At 33.8% G+C, this 21,135-nt stretch carries 17 protein-coding genes and 1 riboswitch; of the genes, 16 read left to right on the forward strand and 1 reads right to left on the reverse strand.

The genetic code is table 11. The annotated features are described in order from the left end of the window. Nucleotides 1-7 precede the first annotated feature (7 nt). The 9 genes from EPK97_RS06960 to EPK97_RS07000 all read left to right on the forward strand — a co-directional run bounded on the left by EPK97_RS06960 (nt 8) and on the right by EPK97_RS07000 (nt 10,681). Nucleotides 8-1,441, forward strand: a complete 1,434-nt coding sequence (locus EPK97_RS06960) for a S41 family peptidase (protein ID WP_162035875.1) — start codon at nt 8-10, stop codon at nt 1,439-1,441. Nucleotides 1,442-1,451: 10 nt separating this feature from the next. After that, on the forward strand, nt 1,452-3,365 hold the full coding sequence (gene mutL / locus EPK97_RS06965) for a DNA mismatch repair endonuclease MutL (protein WP_162035876.1): 1,914 nt from the start codon (nt 1,452-1,454) through the stop codon (nt 3,363-3,365). Nucleotides 3,366-3,373: 8 nt separating this feature from the next. Next, complete coding sequence (locus EPK97_RS06970) at nt 3,374-4,153, forward strand: class I SAM-dependent methyltransferase (protein WP_162035877.1); 780 nt, start codon at nt 3,374-3,376, stop codon at nt 4,151-4,153. Nucleotides 4,154-4,218: 65 nt separating this feature from the next. Then, entirely contained in the window at nt 4,219-5,100 is an 882-nt protein-coding gene (miaA, locus tag EPK97_RS06975) for a tRNA (adenosine(37)-N6)-dimethylallyltransferase MiaA (RefSeq protein WP_240903725.1), read from the forward strand. A 79-nt stretch (nt 5,101-5,179) separates the two neighbouring features. Continuing rightward, nucleotides 5,180-5,419 (forward strand): RNA chaperone Hfq, encoded by a 240-nt coding sequence (gene hfq, locus EPK97_RS06980; RefSeq protein ID WP_162035879.1) that lies wholly within the window; start codon nt 5,180-5,182, stop codon nt 5,417-5,419. Between the two features lie 153 nt (nt 5,420-5,572). Next, a riboswitch (purine riboswitch) is annotated at nt 5,573-5,672 on the forward strand. 66 nt (nt 5,673-5,738) lie between these two features. Continuing rightward, a complete protein-coding gene (locus tag EPK97_RS06985) occupies nt 5,739-7,172 on the forward strand; it encodes an NAD(P)/FAD-dependent oxidoreductase (RefSeq protein ID WP_162035880.1) in 1,434 nt (477 codons plus the stop codon). A gap of 128 nt (nt 7,173-7,300) precedes the next feature. After that, on the forward strand, nt 7,301-9,574 hold the full coding sequence (locus tag EPK97_RS06990) for a transglycosylase domain-containing protein (RefSeq protein WP_162035881.1): 2,274 nt from the start codon (nt 7,301-7,303) through the stop codon (nt 9,572-9,574). A 199-nt stretch (nt 9,575-9,773) separates the two neighbouring features. Further along, entirely contained in the window at nt 9,774-10,106 is a 333-nt protein-coding gene (locus EPK97_RS06995) for an ASCH domain-containing protein (RefSeq protein WP_162035951.1), read from the forward strand. A 137-nt stretch (nt 10,107-10,243) separates the two neighbouring features. Further along, on the forward strand, nt 10,244-10,681 hold the full coding sequence (locus EPK97_RS07000) for a hypothetical protein (RefSeq protein WP_162035882.1): 438 nt from the start codon (nt 10,244-10,246) through the stop codon (nt 10,679-10,681). 96 nt (nt 10,682-10,777) lie between these two features. Here EPK97_RS07000 and EPK97_RS07005 read toward each other — a convergent pair whose 3' ends face one another. After that, a complete protein-coding gene (locus tag EPK97_RS07005) occupies nt 10,778-13,081 on the reverse strand; it encodes a beta-glucosidase family protein (protein WP_162035883.1) in 2,304 nt (767 codons plus the stop codon). Nucleotides 13,082-13,312: 231 nt separating this feature from the next. Between EPK97_RS07005 and EPK97_RS07010 the strand changes: the two genes are divergently transcribed. The 7 genes from EPK97_RS07010 to EPK97_RS07040 all read left to right on the forward strand — a co-directional run bounded on the left by EPK97_RS07010 (nt 13,313) and on the right by EPK97_RS07040 (nt 21,121). After that, entirely contained in the window at nt 13,313-13,954 is a 642-nt protein-coding gene (locus EPK97_RS07010; RefSeq protein WP_162035952.1) for a peptidylprolyl isomerase, read from the forward strand. A gap of 35 nt (nt 13,955-13,989) precedes the next feature. After that, complete coding sequence (locus EPK97_RS07015; protein ID WP_162035884.1) at nt 13,990-14,673, forward strand: alpha/beta hydrolase; 684 nt, start codon at nt 13,990-13,992, stop codon at nt 14,671-14,673. After that, the gene (locus EPK97_RS07020; protein WP_162035885.1) at nt 14,670-15,323 is read left to right on the forward strand and encodes a YdcF family protein; all 654 of its coding nucleotides are present in this window, start codon (nt 14,670-14,672) and stop codon (nt 15,321-15,323) included. The genes EPK97_RS07015 and EPK97_RS07020 overlap by 4 nt, the downstream gene beginning before the upstream one ends. A 989-nt stretch (nt 15,324-16,312) precedes the next feature. Beyond that, the gene (locus EPK97_RS07025; protein ID WP_162035886.1) at nt 16,313-16,906 is read left to right on the forward strand and encodes an HD domain-containing protein; all 594 of its coding nucleotides are present in this window, start codon (nt 16,313-16,315) and stop codon (nt 16,904-16,906) included. A 107-nt stretch (nt 16,907-17,013) separates the two neighbouring features. After that, nucleotides 17,014-17,634, forward strand: a complete 621-nt coding sequence (locus EPK97_RS07030; protein ID WP_162035953.1) for a trimeric intracellular cation channel family protein — start codon at nt 17,014-17,016, stop codon at nt 17,632-17,634. 125 nt (nt 17,635-17,759) lie between these two features. Then, a complete protein-coding gene (locus EPK97_RS07035; protein WP_162035887.1) occupies nt 17,760-19,922 on the forward strand; it encodes a PAS domain-containing sensor histidine kinase in 2,163 nt (720 codons plus the stop codon). A gap of 203 nt (nt 19,923-20,125) precedes the next feature. Further along, a complete protein-coding gene (locus EPK97_RS07040) occupies nt 20,126-21,121 on the forward strand; it encodes an AAA family ATPase (RefSeq protein ID WP_162035888.1) in 996 nt (331 codons plus the stop codon). Nucleotides 21,122-21,135 lie beyond the last annotated feature (14 nt).

The raw sequence follows: 21,135 nt of genomic DNA on the forward strand, positions 1-21,135 counted from the left end.
TAACTCAATGAAATTATTAAAAAAAATAAGCACGATCACAGCTTTATTTATGATGATTACTTTACTTGTACCAATTGCAGTTTTTGCAGAAGAAAATGAATTTAGTTTTGAACAGATGGCTGAAATATTTGAAAAGCTTAGCGATTATCATGTAAGTGGAGTCAGTGAAAGTGAATTATCAGAAGCCGCGGCAGATGCGATGTTGCAAGTATTGAATGACCCATATACTGAATATTTTACAGAAGAAGAATGGGATGCTTATGAAAGCAGTTTACAACAAAATTATGTTGGAATTGGCGTTCAACTAAATGAGGATGAATCAGGGATTTTTATTGATATTGTATTTCCTGGCTCTCCAGCAGAAGCGGCAGGACTAAAGTCAGGAGACTATTTTGCAGAAGTAAACGGAGAATCCATGACTGGCATTAAGATGAGTGAATTAATAAGCAAAGTAAAGGGACCTGAAGACACTACTGTAAACATTACGGTTAAAAGAGACCAGGAGATGATTGGATTTGAACTTATTCGTAAACAAATTCAATTACCTGTCATCACATCAGAATCTTTTGATGGTGGTGTTGGATATATACAATTGACAAGTTTTACTGACAAAGCAGGAGAACTATTTGAGAAAGAACTTGAAACACTTCAAGAAAAAGAAGATTTGGATGGATTAGTTGTTGATCTTCGAAATAACCCAGGAGGCTATTTGCATGCAGCTTTAGAAATAGCAGAGCAATTCATTGAAGATGGAAAATTGATGTATACACGTGATCAGAATGGAGACACTGAAGTGATTAATATTGAAGATGGAAATTCTCTTTCTATCCCAGTAGTTATTTTAGTTAATGGAAACAGTGCAAGTGCCTCTGAAGTATTATCTGGGGCTTTACAAGATTATGAAATTGCTACGATTATTGGAGAGCAAACGTTTGGAAAAGGGAGTGTGCAGAATCTTCTCCCTTTATCAGATGGTGGTGTTTTGAAAGTAACAACATATGAATATTTAACACCAAATCAAAATAAAGTGAATCAGGTTGGAATTACACCTGATATTGAAGTGGAGAATCGTGCTGCACAGCTTATTACGGGATTATATGAAGCTGGAGCAGAAGATATAAAAGTAACGATAGAGGATGAACGTTGGGAGCTTAACGGAGTAGAATTCAAAACAATCATTGATGTTATTGAAAAAGATGACAACAAGTTCGTCCCTTCAAGAATTTTATCTGCTATCATTCAAGGAGAAATCACTTGGAATTCAGACGTAAAAGCAGTTGAAATCATTACAGAAGAGTCTACTGCCACTTTTCCAGTGAATAGTGAAGGGTTAATGAATGTAAACGGAACAACTTACATTGATTTAAATGAATTTGAGGAGCAATTCCCAATATTTAATTGGGGACTTACTGAAAATATCATTACAATTGATGTAGATTAAGGAGTATTTTATGGGGAAAATTCATATTTTAGAGGAGCAAATAGCGAATCAAATCGCAGCAGGTGAAGTTGTAGAAAGACCTTCTTCAGTAGTAAAAGAATTGGTGGAAAATTCAATTGACGCTGGTAGTTCAAAGATTGATATTTCTATTGAAGAAGGTGGTCTTCAAAGTATCAGAGTGACGGATAATGGTTCGGGTATTGAGAAAGAGGATTGTGAATTAGCATTTTTACCACATGCAACGAGTAAGATTTCATCGAGTAAGGACTTGTTTCAAATTCGCAGTCTTGGATTTAGAGGAGAGGCACTTCCTAGTATTTCAGCTGTTTCTAAAATGTCATGTATCACCTCTACACTAAATACTGGCTTGGGTTATCAAATTGTGAATGAAGGTGGAGTGTTAAAGACAATTGGGGAAACAAGAGCTTCAAAAGGCACGGATATTACAGTAAAGGAATTATTTTATAATACACCTGCTCGATTGAAATATGTAAAAACGATTCAAACAGAATTAAGTCATATTTCTGATTTTATTTATCGACTAGCATTAGCGTATCCTAAGATTCGATTTACTTTAACTCATAATGGAAAAATACTATTGCAAACACTAGGTAATGGAGATTTATTGCAAGTGATTGCTGCTATTTATGGAAGAACGATTGCAAAATCGATGGTTCAAGTAGAAGGTAGCAATATGGATTATAATTTATCTGGATTTATAGCAAAGCCTGAAATGACTCGTTCAAATCGTTCAGCTATTTCTTTAATCATAAATGGTAGGTATATTCGTAATCCTTTTCTGAATAAAGCGATATTAAATTCGTATCACACACTGTTACCCATACACAGGTATCCGATTTGTGTACTCCATATTCAGATGAATCCAACACTATTGGATGTAAATGTACACCCGGCAAAACTCGAGGTTCGATTTAGTAAGGAAAAAGAGTTAATGATGTTTTTGGAGCAAGAGATTAGAAAGCTACTTCAACAGCAAATATTAATTCCAGCTGCGAAGGAGCCAAAAAAGGATAAAACAGTAGTCATTCAGGAAAAATTAAATCTATATTCAAATCATAAAGCTAATGATAACTCTACAACGAAAGAGTCAGGGTTCATGAATACAAATGATGGACTCTTAACAGACACTAACAGTAATAAACAAAATCCAATGGATGATGATCTTGATCATCATCATAAACAATATGATCGACCTAAATACAATACAAATGATGATAAAGGTTATGTTAGAACCAATAACAAAACTTCAAGAGAAGCCGTGAATCAACTTATTTCCTCTCAAAATCAATCAAAAGAGGAACAACTAGGTGGTTTACCTGATTTTCCAAAGCTGCATCCAATTGGTCAAATGCATGGAACCTATGTGATCGCACAAAATGAAACAGGACTATATCTTATAGATCAGCATGCAGCACATGAACGAATTAATTACGAATATTATTACCAGAAATTTGGTAATCCAGAACCCGTTAGTCAAGAATTATTGCTGCCTATTACATTAGAATTCACTCCTTCTGAAGTGGAGGTATTAAAGGATCGTTTGCATTATTTTGAACAGGTTGGGGTGCAATTGGAGTTTTTTGGGGGTAAGGCTTTTCGAGTAAGCTCATATCCATATTGGTTTCCAGAAGGGGAAGAAAAAGAAATTATTATAGAAATGGCGGAGTGGCTTTTGTCAGAGAAAAAAGCTATTGATATTGCAAAATTAAGAGAAAAATCCTCGATTCTGTGTTCTTGTAAAGCTTCCATAAAAGCAAATCAATATCTGAGTACGAGTGAAATCGAGGCATTGTTAGATAAATTAATCGATTGTCGGAATCCATATACATGTCCTCATGGAAGACCGATTGTGATTAGTTTCTCTACGTATGAGCTCGAAAAAATGTTTAAAAGAGTGATGTGAGTGATGAAATGATTATATCTACATCTTATGATGCTTCCATTAATGTCATTGAAAAATCTAGAGTCTTTGCTAAAGAATTGAATGGAACATGGATACCTCGAAAAAAAAATACGATAACAAAAATAAAAAAAATGATTGACAATCAACCTCTATTGATTGTTTCACAAATAGAACTGAAATATTATGGAGAAAATAATACAGATTCACCTTTATTTTTTCATCCTAGCAGTTCATATTTTCGCATAAAACGATTGATGAAGGGTGAGCATGATCCTTTGATTAAATATTCTGGAGCGAAACCAGGCGATACTGTATTAGATTGTACTGCTGGTTTAGCTTCTGATTCTATCGTATTCTCTTATGTTATAGGTTCTTCAGGAAGAGTGACTTCATTGGAAAGCGAAAAAATCCTTTATACTTTGATTAGGGAAGGGCTGCAAAGTTATGAAACTGAACTTGTACCAGTAAATGATGCGATGAGACGTATTAAAGTTAAACATACAAATCATGAAAGAGAATTGATACATATGGAAGATAATAGCGTAGACATTGTTTATTTTGATCCTATGTTCAGAATTCCGATTCAAGAAACAAGTTCCTTGAAACCAATGAGAGGCATTGTGAATTCATCTCAAATCAGTGTGAAATCAGTGGAGGAAGCTAGAAGAGTTGCAAGAAAAACCATCGTGATGAAGGAAAAAAAGCGCAGTCCAGAGTTTGAAAGACTTGGATTTAATACAATATATACTACATACTCACAAATAGCTTACGGAGTGATTGAAATTTGAATGAAGTTACTGAAAAACCAAAACTATTAGTTTTAATTGGTCCAACTGCTGTTGGTAAAACAAAAATGAGTTTAGACATTAGCAAACAATTTCACTGTGAAATCATTTCTGGAGATTCCATGCAGGTTTATCGAGGTTTGGATATCGGTACTGCTAAAGCATCCTCAGAAGAAAGAAACATGGTGCCTCATCATCTCATTGATATTCATGATCCTGATGACCCTTTTTCAGTATCGGACTTTCAAGACAAAGCTAAAAAAGCCATTTATGATATTACAGCACGTGGACATCTACCGTTTATCGTTGGAGGGACAGGTTTATATATTGAATCCCTGTGTTATAATTTTTCTTTTAGTACTGCCGGGTCAGATGAGACATTTAGAGCAGAACAAAAGAAGTTTGCAGAAAAACACGGTGAGAAAGCTTTATATCAAAAATTAAAAGAAATCGATCCTAAAGGTGCTAAGAATATTCATTTCAACAATGTACGCAGAGTGATTAGAGCACTGGAAGTTTACCACCTTACAGGCAAGCCATTTTCAGAAAATACGACAAATCAACTCAAAGAGTCACCTTATCAACTCTGTATTATAGGACTGACGATGGATAGACCGATCCTGTACCAACGAATTGAACAGCGGATTGATCAAATGATAGAACTTGGTTTGATTGATGAGGTAAAGAATTGCTTAGCCCTTGGTTATACTAAGGATATGGTTTCTATGCAGGGGTTAGGATATAAAGAAATAATTTCATATTTAGAAGGTGACATTAGCCTAGATCGAGCAATATATTTATTGAAAAGAAATACGAGAAGATTTGCCAAAAGGCAGTTATCTTGGTTTAGGCATATGGATGCTATTAATTGGATTGATATAACTAATTCTGAAAATTATGATGCTCATTTGAAACAAATTCATGATATAATAGTGGAAAGATTACAGTAAATTCTGAATATACTTATTAAATACTCCAACATATTTAATTATGTATGAAGAAATGAATTTAATAGGGAGGGTTCCATTGATGAATAAATCCATTAACATTCAAGACACTTTTTTGAATCAACTTCGTAAAGAAAGTATTTCTGTAACAGTGTATCTAACAAACGGTTTTCAACTTCGAGGTCTCATTAAAGCTTTCGATAATTTTACGATTGTTATTGAAAGTGAAGGGCGTCAACAAATGGTTTATAAACATGCGATTTCCACTTTTACACCTCAAAAAAACGTATCTTTGATGTCGGATAGTCAAAGCGAAGTTTAAATTAATTTATTTGGAAAACGTTTTACATAACCATGCTCTGAAACAACCCAAAAATAATTTGGGTTGTTTTTTTTGACCTTCATATAAACACGAACATTTTTATTGACAGGACAAAAATCATTCATGTATTATTAATTTATAGATGAATACATGAATGATTTCAATATGAATGTTCGTATATCCTTGAGAATATGGCGCAAGGGTCTCTACAAGGAACCGTGAATTCCTGACTACGAATGGATATTTTTGGTTTACCCATATCCATTTTAGTAGTCAGGATTTTTTATCGTTATAATCAACGTGAAAGAGGGATAAAATAATGGAAAAATATGATTTTATCGTAATTGGAGCAGGTCCAGCTGGTATTTTTGCTAGTTATGAAATGACGATAAAAAAACCCAAAGCGAAAATTTTGTTAATAGATAAAGGACATGATATTTATCATCGAAGATGTCCGATTTTAGAAGGAAAGATTGAGCTTTGTCCTCCTCCCGCAGGAAAGAAAGATTATGCAGGTTGTCTTCCAGCTTGTTCTATTACAGCAGGTTTTGGGGGGGCTGGTGCGTATAGTGATGGCAAATTTAATATAACAACAGAGTTTGGTGGATGGATGACAGACTACCTCCCTCCGTCAAAAGTCTTAGAGTTGATTCAATATGTAGATAGTATTAACCGACTACATGGGGCAACTGAACACATTACGGATCCTACAACAGAGGCTGTAAGAAGCATTGAGCACCGGGGGTATGCTGCTGGTTTGAAGCTGCTCAGAGCTCAAGTAAGACATTTGGGGACGGAGCAAAATCTAGAAATATTAAAATCAATTTATGAGTATTTAAAAACGAAAATCGAGATGAAGTTTAAAACTGAAGTAGAAGATATTATCACTGAAAAAGTGAATGGAACACTCGTTGTAAAGGGAGTCTATCTCAAAGACGGTCAACAATTCAAAAGCGAAACGGTCATGATTGCACCTGGACGTGACGGTTCTAAATGGTTATCAGAAATCTTCAAAAGTAGAAGATTGAAAATGGTTAACAATCAAGTAGATGTGGGTGTGAGAGTCGAAACCTCTGATGTTGTTATGAGAGAGATTAATGAACATTTATATGAGGGGAAATTTATTTTTAATACGAGTGTAGGTACCCGTGTTAGAACTTTTTGCAGCAACCCTTCAGGGCATGTTGTAGTAGAAAATCATAGTGGAGTTATGGCTGCTAATGGTCATTCATTTAAAGACCCTAAACTTGGTTCATCCAATACGAACTTTGCTTTATTAGTTTCACATAAATTCACAGAACCCTTTGATAAACCAAATGAATACGCAAGAGAAATATGCCAGCGTGCAAATGATCTGTCTAATGGAGGAGTCATTGTGCAAAAGTTTGGAGATATTAAGAAAGGTCGTCGTTCTACGGATCAGAGAATAAAAGAGGGGTTTCTTGAACCGACTCTGAAGGAAGCTGTTCCAGGTGACCTTGGTTTGGTATTACCATACAATACGATGGTTAGTTTGATTGAAATGGTAGAAGCTTTGGATGAAGTAACACCAGGAATTGCATCAGAGCATACTCTCTTCTATGGTGTTGAAGCCAAATTTTATTCTGCAAGACCTAAGTTAACGGAAAACTTTGAAACTGAAATAAAAGGGTTATACTGCGGTGGAGATGGAGCAGGTATTACACGAGGGCTTGCTCAATCTGGTGCAGCAGGTGTGTGGATAGCAAGAGATATAATCAATAACAAAATGTAACTAAGTGGACTCATTTTTGTGGGTGTATGATGATTGTGGTAAAATAGAGAAATACTTTAAATACATTATATATTTAATTGGCTTTCGTGGTTTATTTTGTGCTTTTTAACAACAGGGAGTAGATCAACATGGAGAAAAAGTCATCCTTAAACGAAACAGTGAATCAGGAAGAAAAAAGTACTACACAAAAAGAAAATAAAAGAAATATGAAAAAGTTCTTTAAATGGCTCACAATATCTATCATGGTACTTATAGTACTTTTATTTGTGGGTTATTTGCTGATTATTTTTAACGGTGAAAGATTATTAAAAGAGAACTTGAAAAAAATGGATATGTTAGAAGCCTCTATTATTTATGATCATAATGGAGAGGAAATTAGAAAACTTTTTAAGGAAAATAGAGAAATTGTCAGTTCAACTGATATCCCGGAATTAATGATTGATGCTTTTATAGCGACTGAAGATAAACGTTTTAATGAACATGGTGGTGTAGACCTTTGGGCAATTGGTAGGGCGCTCTATAAAGATTTAGTGTCAGGGGAAATTGTTGAGGGAGGCAGTACAATTACTCAGCAGCTTGCAAAAAACATGTTTCTCTCAGCAGAAAAAACGATCTTTAGAAAAGTACAAGAAGCCTCTATTGCAATTGCGCTTGAAAATCAATTTACAAAAGATGAAATCTTAGTAATGTATTTAAATCAAATCTACTTTGGCCAAGGAAATATTTATGGTGTGAAGGCAGCATCTAAGTCCTATTTTGGAAAGGATAATTTACATGATTTAGAGCTGTGGGAAGTCGCGACATTAGCAGGAATACCGAAAGCACCTTCCTACTATAATCCAATCGATGATGCTGAAAAATCTAAGGCACGAAGAGAGATTGTACTACAGCTTATGTATGAACAAAATATCATTGCCAAATCAGAGATGAATGAAGCGAAGAAAGTGGATTATCAACCGATTGCAGCAAAAAAACAAAATAATGTGTCTTTCATTGATTATGTCATATTAGAAGCTGCTAATAAGGCTGGGATATCTGAAGATGAACTTCGTGAAGGCGGATATAAAATATACACTACATTGGATAAAAACGTACAAGCAGTATTAGAGCAGACGTTTGCAGAGGATCAATGGTTTCCTGAAAGTGGTCCTGAACAACAGGTAGAAGCTAGTATGGTGATCATGGATCATCATAACGGTGAGCTCAAAGGTATGATAGGGGGAAGAGATACAGTACAAAAAGGATTGAATCGAGTGATCATTCCTCGTCAGCCAGGCTCTTCTTTTAAACCTATTGCTGTATATGCACCCGCATTAGAAACAGGATCATGGCAGCCGTACTCTTATTTAAAGGACGAGCCAATAAAGTTTGGAAATTACGCTCCAAAAAATTATTATAACGAGTATCTTGGGCAAGTCACAATGGTAAAAGCGATAGAAGATTCTATCAATATACCTGCGGTTTGGTTATTAAATGAAATCGGAATTCAAACTGGAATTGATTTTATTAATAATGTAGGCATCGAACTTGATGAAAATGATCGTAATCTATCGATTGCTTTAGGAGGACTTACTACAGGAGTGACACCACTTGATATGGCCGAAGCATACAGTAGTTTTGCGAATAATGGGACATGGATTGAAGCGACTTCTATCAGAAAAGTGATCAATGATTTAGGTGAGACCGTTTATTTAACTGAACCTGAAACTAAAGAAGTGATGTCTAAACAAACTGCCTACTACATGACAAAAATGATGGAACGAGTCGTTCAAAAAGGAACCGGAACAAAAGCACAATTAGATCGATCTGTTGCAGGTAAAACAGGTTCCACTCAAATAGGGTTATCCGAAGTAACTGACCGAAATGCAACGCGTGATCTTTGGTTTGTAGGTTATACCCCAGAATGGACAGCGGCTGTGTGGATGGGTTTTGACAAAACAGATGCACAACATTATTTAAAAGTAACGAGTAGTTACCCTGCCCAGCTTTTTTCACAGGTTATGTCCCAAGCGCTTGTAAATGTGCCTCAAAGCTCGTTTGTCAGACCTGAAGGGGTAGATGAACTTATTGAGCCACCTTCGGCAGTGAATGACTTAAATGCTTCATATGATGAAAGGAATAGTGTAGTCGAATTAACATGGTCCCCTACGAAAGGGAATCATAACTTATATCTTGTATACAAAAAAGAAAAGAAGGATAAAAATTACGAACTTGTATTTACAACTCCAGATCCTTATATAATTGACATTACAATTCAAGAGAAAAAAGAATATGAGTATTATATTATTACTTATAACAGTGCATATGAATTGTACAGTAGGAAATCAAATACGGTAAAAGTTGAAATTCCGAAAAATAGAAATCGATTTTTCTTTGATGATTTACCTCCTCTATTTGACTAATTGTAAATTAGAGGTTGGATTATTCATTTTGAACTGACTTCAAAGTGATGTTAATGAAATTTTAGTGAACGATATGAATGATTTAAACTTTTTAAAGTAAAAATACGTTAAAATAAATTGTGTTTGGTTCAGAAATTTGGATATAATGATGAAGGAAAAGAAGTAGATATTAATGAAAAATCTAGGAGGCACAGTAATTATGACAACGAATCTTCCACCAAAAACTTGCACCATTGAAAGAATGGTTACGGATAAGGACGATGTAAAAAGAGTTTTAAATGGCGAAAAAACGGCAACAAGAAGAAACGGTAGGTACGCAGATATTGGAGAAATTATGGACTTAGAAGGAAATAAATATGAAGTGTATAACATATACCAGCAATCATTAGGAGACATGACGGATGAACATGCCAAAACTGAAGGTTATCCTGATATGAAGAGTTATAAAGAAAAAATTATGTCCTTTCATCCTGGAATGCCTTGGTTACCTCAAATGCAAGTATGGGTACACGAATTTCGTAAAGTAGACTAATTATCTATTTTTATGAATTCTTTTTATTACTAACAAGAAGCAGTGTTCTCATTATGAAAACACTGCTTTTGTATGTTGTATTCATTTTGGATTTTATATCATATCATTCTGCTGAAATCATAATAGGAGGTCTACATATGTATACGGTCTATTTTATTATTTTATATTTACATATATTTAGCGTAATCCTATCTATTGGTCCAATATTTATTTTGTTTCCTTTGTTAAACAAACTGAAACATCAAGTAGATATTGAAAAAACGGTATTAGAATTAATGCGTTTTGTAGTGAGTTTATCTAAACATGCGGGTCACCTACTAGTAACTACGGGGATTTTATTAATCTGGTTAGGGGGATGGGGTTGGTTAGATTCATGGATTGTCATGACAGTGCTCGTGTTGATGTGTTCTATTTTTTTTATGGCGCGTGCATTCTCACCTACCATTCGAAAAATAGAAAATGGAGAAGAGAATCGTATTATTTTAATCAATAAACTTAAACGATCAGTCATTTATTACATATCTATTTTATTAATTGCAATGTGGTTTATGGTACAGAAACCCGTTTTGTGGTGAGATGGTGAGCCGAGAAGAGGAGAGTGGAGCAAAGAGGTCGATTATCTTTTAAAAAAACTTCTTTGCTCCATAAGGTCCAGCACTGTTTAATACATCTTATTCAATACTTTCTTTTACCGTAACTGGTTTAGCCAGTTTTTTAATATTTAAAGTGTATATTCCTTCTTCAACTACCATGACATCATCACCTAATATATCTCCAGGAACGATAGCTAACTGTGATACTGGGAGTTCAAGCTCAACCGTTTTGGTTTCATTTGGTTCAAGATTTACTTTTGAAAAACCAGCTAATTTTTTAACAGGTGTTAATGCTGAACTTAACTGTTGATCTACATACAATTCAACACTTTCTGATCCCGCCAGATCACCATTATTTGTAACATCAACTGATATTTTTATTACATCATTTTTAGTTACTTCTTCATCCACCTTTAAATTGCTGTAGTTAAACTTTGAATAACTTAAACCATATCCGAATTCGTATAGAGGTAAATAAGCTTTATCATTCGCTGCACTTTTTGGATAGTGGTTATAGAACATTGGTAATTGCCCAACTTCTTTTGGCCAGCTAAAAGCAAGTTTTCCGCTTGGATTCGCTTTTCCAAATAATATATCCGCTAAAGCATTTCCGCCTTCCGTACCGGGAAGGTATGCCATAATAAAGGCATCCATATCACGAATTAGATCCGCTACGATAAGTGGCCTACCTGCAACTAAAACACCCACAACAGAAGTTTCTATTTCTGCTAGTTTTTGAATCAATTCAGTTTGGTTGTTAGGCACTGCTGCATTCGTAGTGTCCCCATCAAATTCTGCATAAGGACCTTCACCAAAAACAACAATTGTGACATCAGCTTGTTTTGCTGCTTCAACTGCTTTAGCTGTATCTGTTTCAAAAAGTACATTTGTATCTGGTGAGGCGGCGTTTTGAATTCCTTCTAGGAAGGTGACTGCAGGGGGAACTTCATTTCCAACTAACCCCTGCCATCCAATTGTCCAGCCACCCATTTGATTTGCAATATTGTCAGAGCTAGGACCTGTGACAAGAATTGTTTTTATTTCTTCAGATAATGGTAAGACTCCATCATTTTCTAACAAAGTTAAACTTTCTACAGCAGCTTGTCTTGCTAGCTCTCTATCTTGATCTAAAGTAAGTGCTTCCGTTTTTTCAGCATCTATAAATGGATTTTCAAATAATCCTAATTCAAACTTTAATGTAAGTATTCTTGATACTGCATCATCAATGCGTTCCATTGGGATGAGTTCTTCATTTACTGCTTCAATTAGGTTCTTTGTATAGTCTTCAATCCCAACAGGTAACATGGACATATCTACACCTGCATTGATGCTGAGTGCAATAGAGTCCTTATAATTGTCAGTAATTTGATATTGGCTATGTAAACGAATGATATCCTCCCAGTCGGTTACAATCACGCCTTCAAAGCTCATTTCTCCTCTTAAAACATCTGTTAATAAATATTTAGATGCATGAACAGGAACACCATTGATAGCCCCGCTATTGACCATGACTGTTTTAGCTCCATTTGCAATTGCTTTTTCAAAAGGGGGATAGAAAATTTCTCTCAGAGTACGCAATGGTATTTCTGCAGATGAACGATCCTGACCATTTAAAGGTTGTGAATAACCTAGAAAATGTTTAGCGGTAGCTGCAACTTTTTCATCTAAACTAATATCTTCGCCTTGTTGTCCTATTATAGAGGCGGTTACCATTTCCGAAACAAGATAAGGATCTTCACCAAACGTTTCATAGTAACGTCCCCAGCGTAAATCACGTCCTACATCTGCAACTGGAGCAAAGTTCCAATGTATGCCAGTAGATCTAACACTTTTGGCTGTACTAGCACCTAACTTTTTAATTAACTCTGTGTTTCGTGAAGCGGCCAACCCTAAGTTATGTGGAAAGATCGTTGCTCCAATGACATTGTTATGACCATGCACTGCATCAACACCGTATATAACAGGGATACCAAGTCGTGAATTTTCAATTGCACTTTTTTGAATTTCATTTGTCATCTCAGCCCATAACTTGGGTTCATTTGAAACAGGAGTCGTTCCTCCTCCACTTAGTACTGAACCAACATGGTAGTCTTTAAAGGTTTTAACTAACCATTCATCATTTAATGCACCTGCATCCCATTCTGAGCTTCCTTGAAGTTTTGTAACATTGACCTGTGTCATTTGCCCTGCTTTTTCTTCTAATGTCATACGGGATAATAAATCTTGCACTCGAACATCAATGGATTGAGCAGCATCTTTATATAATAGCTCTCCACCTTCTACTAGTTGATTCCCATCTTCTCCATTTCTGATAAAGAAAAATACTGCAGCAATAATAATTGCGATTAGGGATAAAACTATAAAAATTGATTTTGGATTCATGGTTTTCACTCTTTTCCGCCTCTTTCTCTTTAATAATATAATTATTGAAATTGATTTCAATAATTATATTATGGATAAATTGGATTTCATATTCAAGACATAAGCAATTTTTGATGATAACATTTGGAATACTTGTTCTTCAATCCTTAAGCTTTGTTTTCTTGAATAAGCCCTTGGCAAATGATACAATTTTTTTATTAAAAATGGATGGAGATGGACATAAAAATGAAAATGAAGCAAATGATACAATTAATCACTTTAGCAATGTTTATTACCATTATGTTAACTGGATGTGCAACAAATCAAGAACAAGCTGAAAATGGTCAACAAAACAATAGCTGGAATCAACCTCCTGAAATGAAAATCGATTCTTCAAAAAAATACTCTGCAGTAATCCATACTTCTAAAGGTGAATTTACAGTTCAACTGTTTGCTGAGACAGCACCAATCACAGTAAATAATTTTGTTTTCCTAGCAAATGAAAACTTTTATGAAGGTATTACGTTTCATCGAATTATGGAAACTTTTATGATTCAGACAGGAGATCCAACAGGAACAGGAAGAGGAGGTCCTGGTTACCAATTTGAAGACGAATTAGAAACACCCCATTCATATGAACCGGGCATAGTTGCCATGGCAAATAGTGGATCAAATACGAATGGTAGTCAATTTTTCATTTGTACTGGTGAGGACAGTCGAAACCTGAATTTAGCTCCTAATTATACTATTTTTGGAAAGGTAATTGAGGGGATGGAAACAGTTACAAATATAGCTAAAACTCCTGTAACTATGAATCCAAACGGAGGAGATTCTAGCCCTAGTTTACCAACGGAAGAAGTAACGATTAAGTCTATTGAAATCATCGAATCCTAAACTTAAATTTGTTTATTTTCAATGAAGATGAAAGGATGAAGATTCTCGTGGAAGATCTAAATCATCATAGAGCATGTTTACTCATTCATGGATTTTCGGGAGGTTCATTTGAAGTGGATCCATTAGCAGCATATTTAAGAGAACAAGGATGGATTTGTCATGTACCAACTTTACCTGGACATGGAGAAAATTTAAAGGGTTTAAAGAATATAAAGTATCATCAATGGATGGAAGCAGTAAAAAAAGAAGCAGTGAAAATGACCGAATTATATCATCAATTTGATTTAGTTGGTTTTTCAATGGGCGGTGTACTCGCTGCTTACATAAGCAATCACTTTCCTGTAAAAAAGTTAGTCCTTTTAAATGCTGCAGTGATTTATGTTAGTCCAGGACGATTTATGAAATTGACGTATCAACAAATAAGAAGTAAAGATTGGAGTCGTTTTAAAAAAATTAACGGCGTTCCTCTGTCTGCTACTTGGCAATTTATTCAGTTAGCCCATCGTTTAAGAGCTGAATTTAGAAAAGTACATACTCCAACTTTAATTGTGCAGGGACAACAAGATCATATTATTCATCCTTATAGTGCAAGTTATTTAAAACGAATTATACCAGCAGAAAAAAAATCAGTCGTATATTTCCCATTATCCACTCATGGTATATGTTTAGGTGAAGAAGCGGATGAAGTTTTTGAGACAGTAGGAGGGTTTTTGAAATGAGAATGAGCAACAGTATTCAGTTAAATACAAAACAAAAAATGAATAAAAGGTCTAAGTTGTTTAAATTAGGCAGTGTATTTTTACTTTTGTTTATTTTATGGACAGGTTATGTTCAATGGAAAATCCAATCTGTGGAGCAAATGCAGTTACCTACATATTCAGATGTAGGTATTGTGATGGGCATGGCATTAGGTGAGAATAATGAAGCTAGTCTGGGGTTAAAGGAAAGATTAGATCATGCATTTGATTTGTATGAAAAAGGGTATTTTGAAAATATCATTGTATCTGGTGGTTTAGATGCAAATGGTGCCACAATTACTGAGGCGGAAGGAATGAAACAGTATTTAGTATCAAAAGGCATACCTGAAGAAAATATTATGGAAGAGAGAGAAGCAACGAGTTCATATGAGAATATATTGTATAGCCGAGATATTATGAAGGAATACGGTTTTGAATCTTCAGTTGTTATTACGCATGCTTATCATGGGGCAAGAACGTTAGATGTTGCCCAATTTATGAATTTAACGGAACCTGTGGTGTCTACTACACAATCAGAAGTCATGTTTATGCCATACCACAAAAGTAGAGAGACATTAGCTTATACAAAATGGCTGATGGATAAAATGTTACTTAAAGTGGGTGTGAAGTAAGAATTAAATTAAGGGGATTATTTATGAAGAAATATTCAGAGGTTATTTTTGTACTCATATTAACAATTGTAATTATGATATTATTTAAATTTGAAGTTTTTATTAGTATAGAAAACATTGGATTACTAATACTGTTCTTTAGTATTGTATTTGTAGTAGGATTACGTTTTCTTTTTTATGAATCTTCTTTTTCATGGAATGCTTTTTTACATTATTTTTTATGGTCAGGATTGTTTTTATCATTAATTATTGGAATAAACTTCTGTTTTAAGTTCATTTTTTCAAATACAGAAATGTATCCATATGAACCACCTGCTGATTATATAGAAAATCTTTTAAGAATTAGTTTATTGTTAGGGGTAGTTATTTTAGTTAATTTATATTTATTTTTTATGCAGTTTTCATTACCTTTTGTCATAAAAAACTCTCCATTTTCAAAGTTGTTAACTCCTCTTATAAGCTTTTTATACGTGGTTAAAGGCGGTTATAGGTTTTTATATTATCTCATATTCATATTGCCCGTGTTACTATTGGTAATGTTAATTAGTCAGTTTATATCTTATTTAAATATAGGAGCATTTATTTTTATCTTCGTATTCCTTATCTGTATTATGAAATTGTACAAAGTTTCTTTTCAATCTAAGCTTATTATAAACAAGAAAATAGCCAAAAAAGTCAAGAAAACAACAAGTGTTTTCATAAACATATACATCATACTTTGGTTTTTATTCTTTTTTATTGGTTTAATATATATGTATTTTGGTGTTAATAATGTTTTTGACTTTGTAGTAGTATTAGCTGGAATACTTTTAATGTGTATCCTTTTTATTTTATATATTTATTTACAAAAGACGTTCATAGGTAATATTTTTAGTTGGATAAATACAATTCTTATTTTATGGGCATTTTCTATTTTTTCACTCACTTACCCTCCATTCCTCAGTTTTATAATCTTGATCTATAATTAATTAAAAGATGAGGTGATTTATATGACAGAAAGATTGAAACAACAAATGGAATTTATTATAGAAATCGATAAACTAAAAACCATTTTAAGACAAACAAATGTCATAGGAGAGACTAGGCGGGAAAATGATGCAGAACATTCCTGGCATTTAGCGATGATGTGTATGGTTTTTTATGAATACGCGAATGAAAATAGTGTGAATATGTTAAGGGTTTTAAAGATGCTTTTAATTCATGATATCGTGGAAATTGATGCAGGCGATACGTTTGCTTATGATGATAAAGGACACGAAGACAAAAGGGAACGGGAAGAGCTAGCAGCGAAGCGATTATTCCATCTATTACCTAAGGACCAAGCTCAAGAATTTATGCAACTTTGGGAGGAGTATGAGGAACGAAAAACACCTGAATCTCGTTTTGCACTTGCTTTGGACAGGCTTCAGCCGATGCTTCTGAATTATCATAATCAAGGTGCTGCTTGGCAAAAACATAAAGTTACAGGAGATAGAGTACACAACAGAAATAAAATCATGGCAGAGGGTTCAGAAACTTTATGGGAATATGCGGAGCAATTGATACGCGACGCTGTAGATAAAGGTTATTTGTTACATCGATGAGGATCTTTAAATAAGTAAAACAAGGTACTTCAACAAATGAATAACATTGAACTAGATTTAAAAAATTCATTCAAGCAAAAAAGGATGATTAATCATTGTCAGAAATTATGTTAACTTGGGACATATTTACCATCATAGGAGTTGTTGCTTTTGCAGTCAGTGGATCCATTGCTGCTATGGAAGAAAGATATGATATTTTAGGTGTAATCATTTTAGGGCTTGTAACTGCTTTTGGTGGGGGTGCGACTAGAAATTTACTATTGGGTATCCCGGTTTCAAACCTGTGGGAACAGGGAAATTTATTCGTAATTGCTATCATTTCCATGATCATTGTCTTTTTACTTCCAAACCTCTGGTTTCATTTTATTAAACAATGGATGTTTTTTGATGCTGTTGGGTTAGCTGCTTTTTCAATTCAAGGGGCATTATTCGCTGTTGATATGAATCTTCCTATTAGTGCTGTCATTGTAGCTGCGCTGCTCACAGGTAGCGGGGGAGGTATCATTAGAGATTTATTAGCAGGTAGGAAACCTTTTATTTTCCGGGATGAAATCTATGGATTATGGGCGATGTTAGTCGGGTTGGTCATTGGTTTAGGCTTGGTTGATTCTCCATTAGAGTTTTATATTGTATTTGTACTTGTTGTATTGTTAAGAATGTTATCTGTTTATTATAGTTTTAAATTACCTAAAAAACCAATTTATAGAAAAAAGACAAAAAAAGTATAAATTTAAACAATATGAACAAAAACAAAATTAGACTCGAAATAGCAATTATTTACTTTTATTTTATTCTATTTGAAATATAATAGTAATAACCTTGTCTAAAAATTCTGAAAACTAGGAGAATTTGTATGTTAGATAAAAAAGCATTTCTTTCAAAACAAGACGATGTTGTCCAAAAATTCTTAACTAGAGCAGACCTCAGTATTTATAAACAACTTTTTGAAACTTCTGTGCATGGGCTGGCTATTGTTTCACCATCTGGTTCATGTATTAAAATAAATCACAAATTTCTTGAAATATTGGGTTATCCAGAGCAGAATTTCCATGAACCAATCGAATCTAGCTTTCATATTAAGGATTTACAACTAAATAAACAAGAACTTGAGCCACTGATATATGGGAAGGTAGACAATTATAAAGTTGAAAAGAAATTAACCTCATTACTATGGATATCCATAGATGCTTCTATATTTCTTTATGAAGAATTTCCATTCATATTTCTTTCAATTGAAAATATTACTTCCCGTAAAGTGAATGAGCGTAAAATAAAAGAAGAATTAGAGTTTTTCAAATCTTTCCAAATATACAATAACCTTCCAATTATTTCATGCGATTTGAATGGTCATATTGTTTTCTCAAATCCAGCTGTTGGAATAAAATTAGGTTACCGAAAGGAAGAATTATTAAATCAACCTCTTACAAACTTCATGTTACAACAAAACATCAATGACTATATAAAAAAACATAAGGTTATTTTAGATGGAGAAATCTATACTCATGTTAAGAATTTAGATATCATCTGTAAAAATGGTGAAACCCTTACGATTGAAATGAAATTTTTACCTATTTATGTAGATGATAAATTGGCTGGATCACATGTTATCTTCTGGGAAGCAAACGAGTATAGGAATGCTTTGAATTTGATTCATCACCATAACGGTTTATTATTTAAATATAAAAAAATTGATGGGGAGTTTGTATACACCACATTTGCGGGTTCCATTATGAAGAGTAAGAAACTTGAGCTTAAAAATTTAGTGGGTAAAACGATTAATGACTTTTTTACAGGTAACGAATTGAAAAGAGTAGAAAAGTATTATAGACAAGCATGGGAGGAAGGGAAAGTAGTTTCCTTTGAAGGTATTTATTTGAAAAACACATATTTTTTAGTTACATTAAAACCAGTGTTGGAGGGCGGTAAAACCATTGAAGTGGTGGGTACATTTACTGAAATTACAAATTTAGATCACTCCCGAATTAGATACCAGTCACTCTTAAATAATTCAATTGTAGGTATTTTCTTATATCAAGAAGGTGAGTTTAGTTTTGTAAATGCAAGATTGTGCGAGATGTATGGATATTCACAGAAAGAACTATTAGAACAAAACATACTAGACTTATTTGTGATAGAAGAAAGAAATGTGATTCAACGTAATTTACAGAGATTGAAAGACGGTTTTGTAAATAAAATCGAAATGAAATGTAAGGGACTTCATAAAAACAATACGATTATTAATTTGAAAATGCAGTTTTCATTAATGGAGTTTCAAGATAAACCAATGATTATTGGAATTATTAATGATGTCACAGAAACGAAATTGCAGAAAACGGCAAAGCAATCCATTGTAAGTCAGTTAGCAGCTGGTTTTGCACATGAAATAAGGAATCCATTAACAACTCTAAAAGGTTTTGTCAGGATAATGGAACTAAAAATGAAAAGTAAAAAATGCCCTGAAACTGTAAAATACATTAATATTATGAAATCTGAACTAGAACGTATTCATATGATAACGAATAAATTTTTATCTTTAGCGAAACCACAAGTTGTTGATCTAGAAAAACATAATCTTCATAAAATCGTGCAAGATGTAATTACTTCTATGGAAGAGGATGCTGGGAATCATAATATTCAAATCAACTTAAAAATAGAAACTAGTTTAATGAATATCAGGTGTGATGAAAAATTATTAAAGAAATCCTTCAGGCATATTATCCGGAATTCAATTGATGCGATGCCAAAAGGGGGAGAGATATTAGTCAAAATTAAATCGATATGTAACAAGTTGATCGTATGTGTACAGGATCAAGGGATTGGAATTTCAAGTGAGCGCTTAGCAAAACTAGGGGAACCTTTTTATACTACAAAAGAAAAAGGAACGGGTTTAGGTTTAATGATGTGTTATAAAATTTTAGAAGCACATCATGGAAAGATTCATATTAGCAGCAGGGTAAACGAAGGAACTACCGTTGAAATTTACCTTCCTGATATGGAAGGGGTTTATTTAAATTAAGAGATTGTTTAAAAGTAATTATTTATTCATAAATAGTGAGTGTTATATTTAATGGAAATCATCGAAAGGTGATTTTCTATTTATTTTCAGCATAGAAGTATGAAATACCAACCTTTTTTTGAACACGCACTATAAAGAATTTAAACACTTTTATCTAGGCATATGCGTATACTGTATGACCCTACCTTTGAGGTGATGAGTTGATGGATGGAAATGTTTTGAGCAATGAACGAACAATCGTAACAAAAAACACGCGTCAAATTAATGTTGTTTTTAAACATGTTGAACGTCAACATACAGTATCTTCTGAGAAATCAAAACTTCAATTAAACGGGAAAGCGATCTCTTTAGAAAAAAACGAAAAATTATCGGAAATCATTACTGAACTTGAACAAATGATAGGTTTAGAAAAAATTAAAGATCTCGTGTATGAAATCTATGCTTTATTAGAAGTGACAAAAATGCGTGAAGAAGCGGGTTTACAAAGTAACAAACATGTATACCATATGATTTTTAAAGGAAATCCAGGAACGGGTAAAACCACAGTAGCTAGAATCATTGCTAAAATGTTTCATGCACTAGATGTTTGTAGTAAAGGTCAATTAGTAGAGGTTGAGCGCGCAGATCTTGTTGGAGAATACATTGGACATACGGCTAACAAAACAAGAAATTTGATTAAAAAATCTGTGGGTGGTATTTTATTTGTAGATGAAGCTTATAGTCTTGCTCGAGGTGGAGAAAAAGATTTTGGTAAAGAAGCGATTGATACTTTAGTGAAAGCAATGGAGGATCTGAAACATGATTTCATACTCATTTTAGCAGGTTACTCAAGTGAGATGGATGATTTTTTGAAAATTAACCCTGGTTTAAGTTCGAGATTTCCAATACAAGTGGAGTTTCCAGACTATTCCATTGACCAGCTAGTGAAAATTTCTGAACTGATGATGAAAGAAAGAGAATACACCTTTTTACCTCAGACCTTAATGAAATTGAGAAATCACTTGTCTTATGAAAAGCGTTATAACTCTCATCAATTTAGCAATGCAAGACATGTCAGAAACCAAATTGAAAAAGCGATAAGACATCAAGCAGTTCGGCTTCTCAATGATGTCAAATCACCTTCGAAACAAGACTTAATGAATATGCAACCAGAAGACTTTAAGTTTGATACCCACTCAAATCTAGAAAAAAATGTATAGGAGGACCATCTTTT

This window comes from Chengkuizengella sediminis (genome assembly GCF_010078385.1).
GTDB classification, from domain to species: Bacteria; Bacillota; Bacilli; order Paenibacillales; family KCTC-33759; genus Chengkuizengella; species Chengkuizengella sediminis.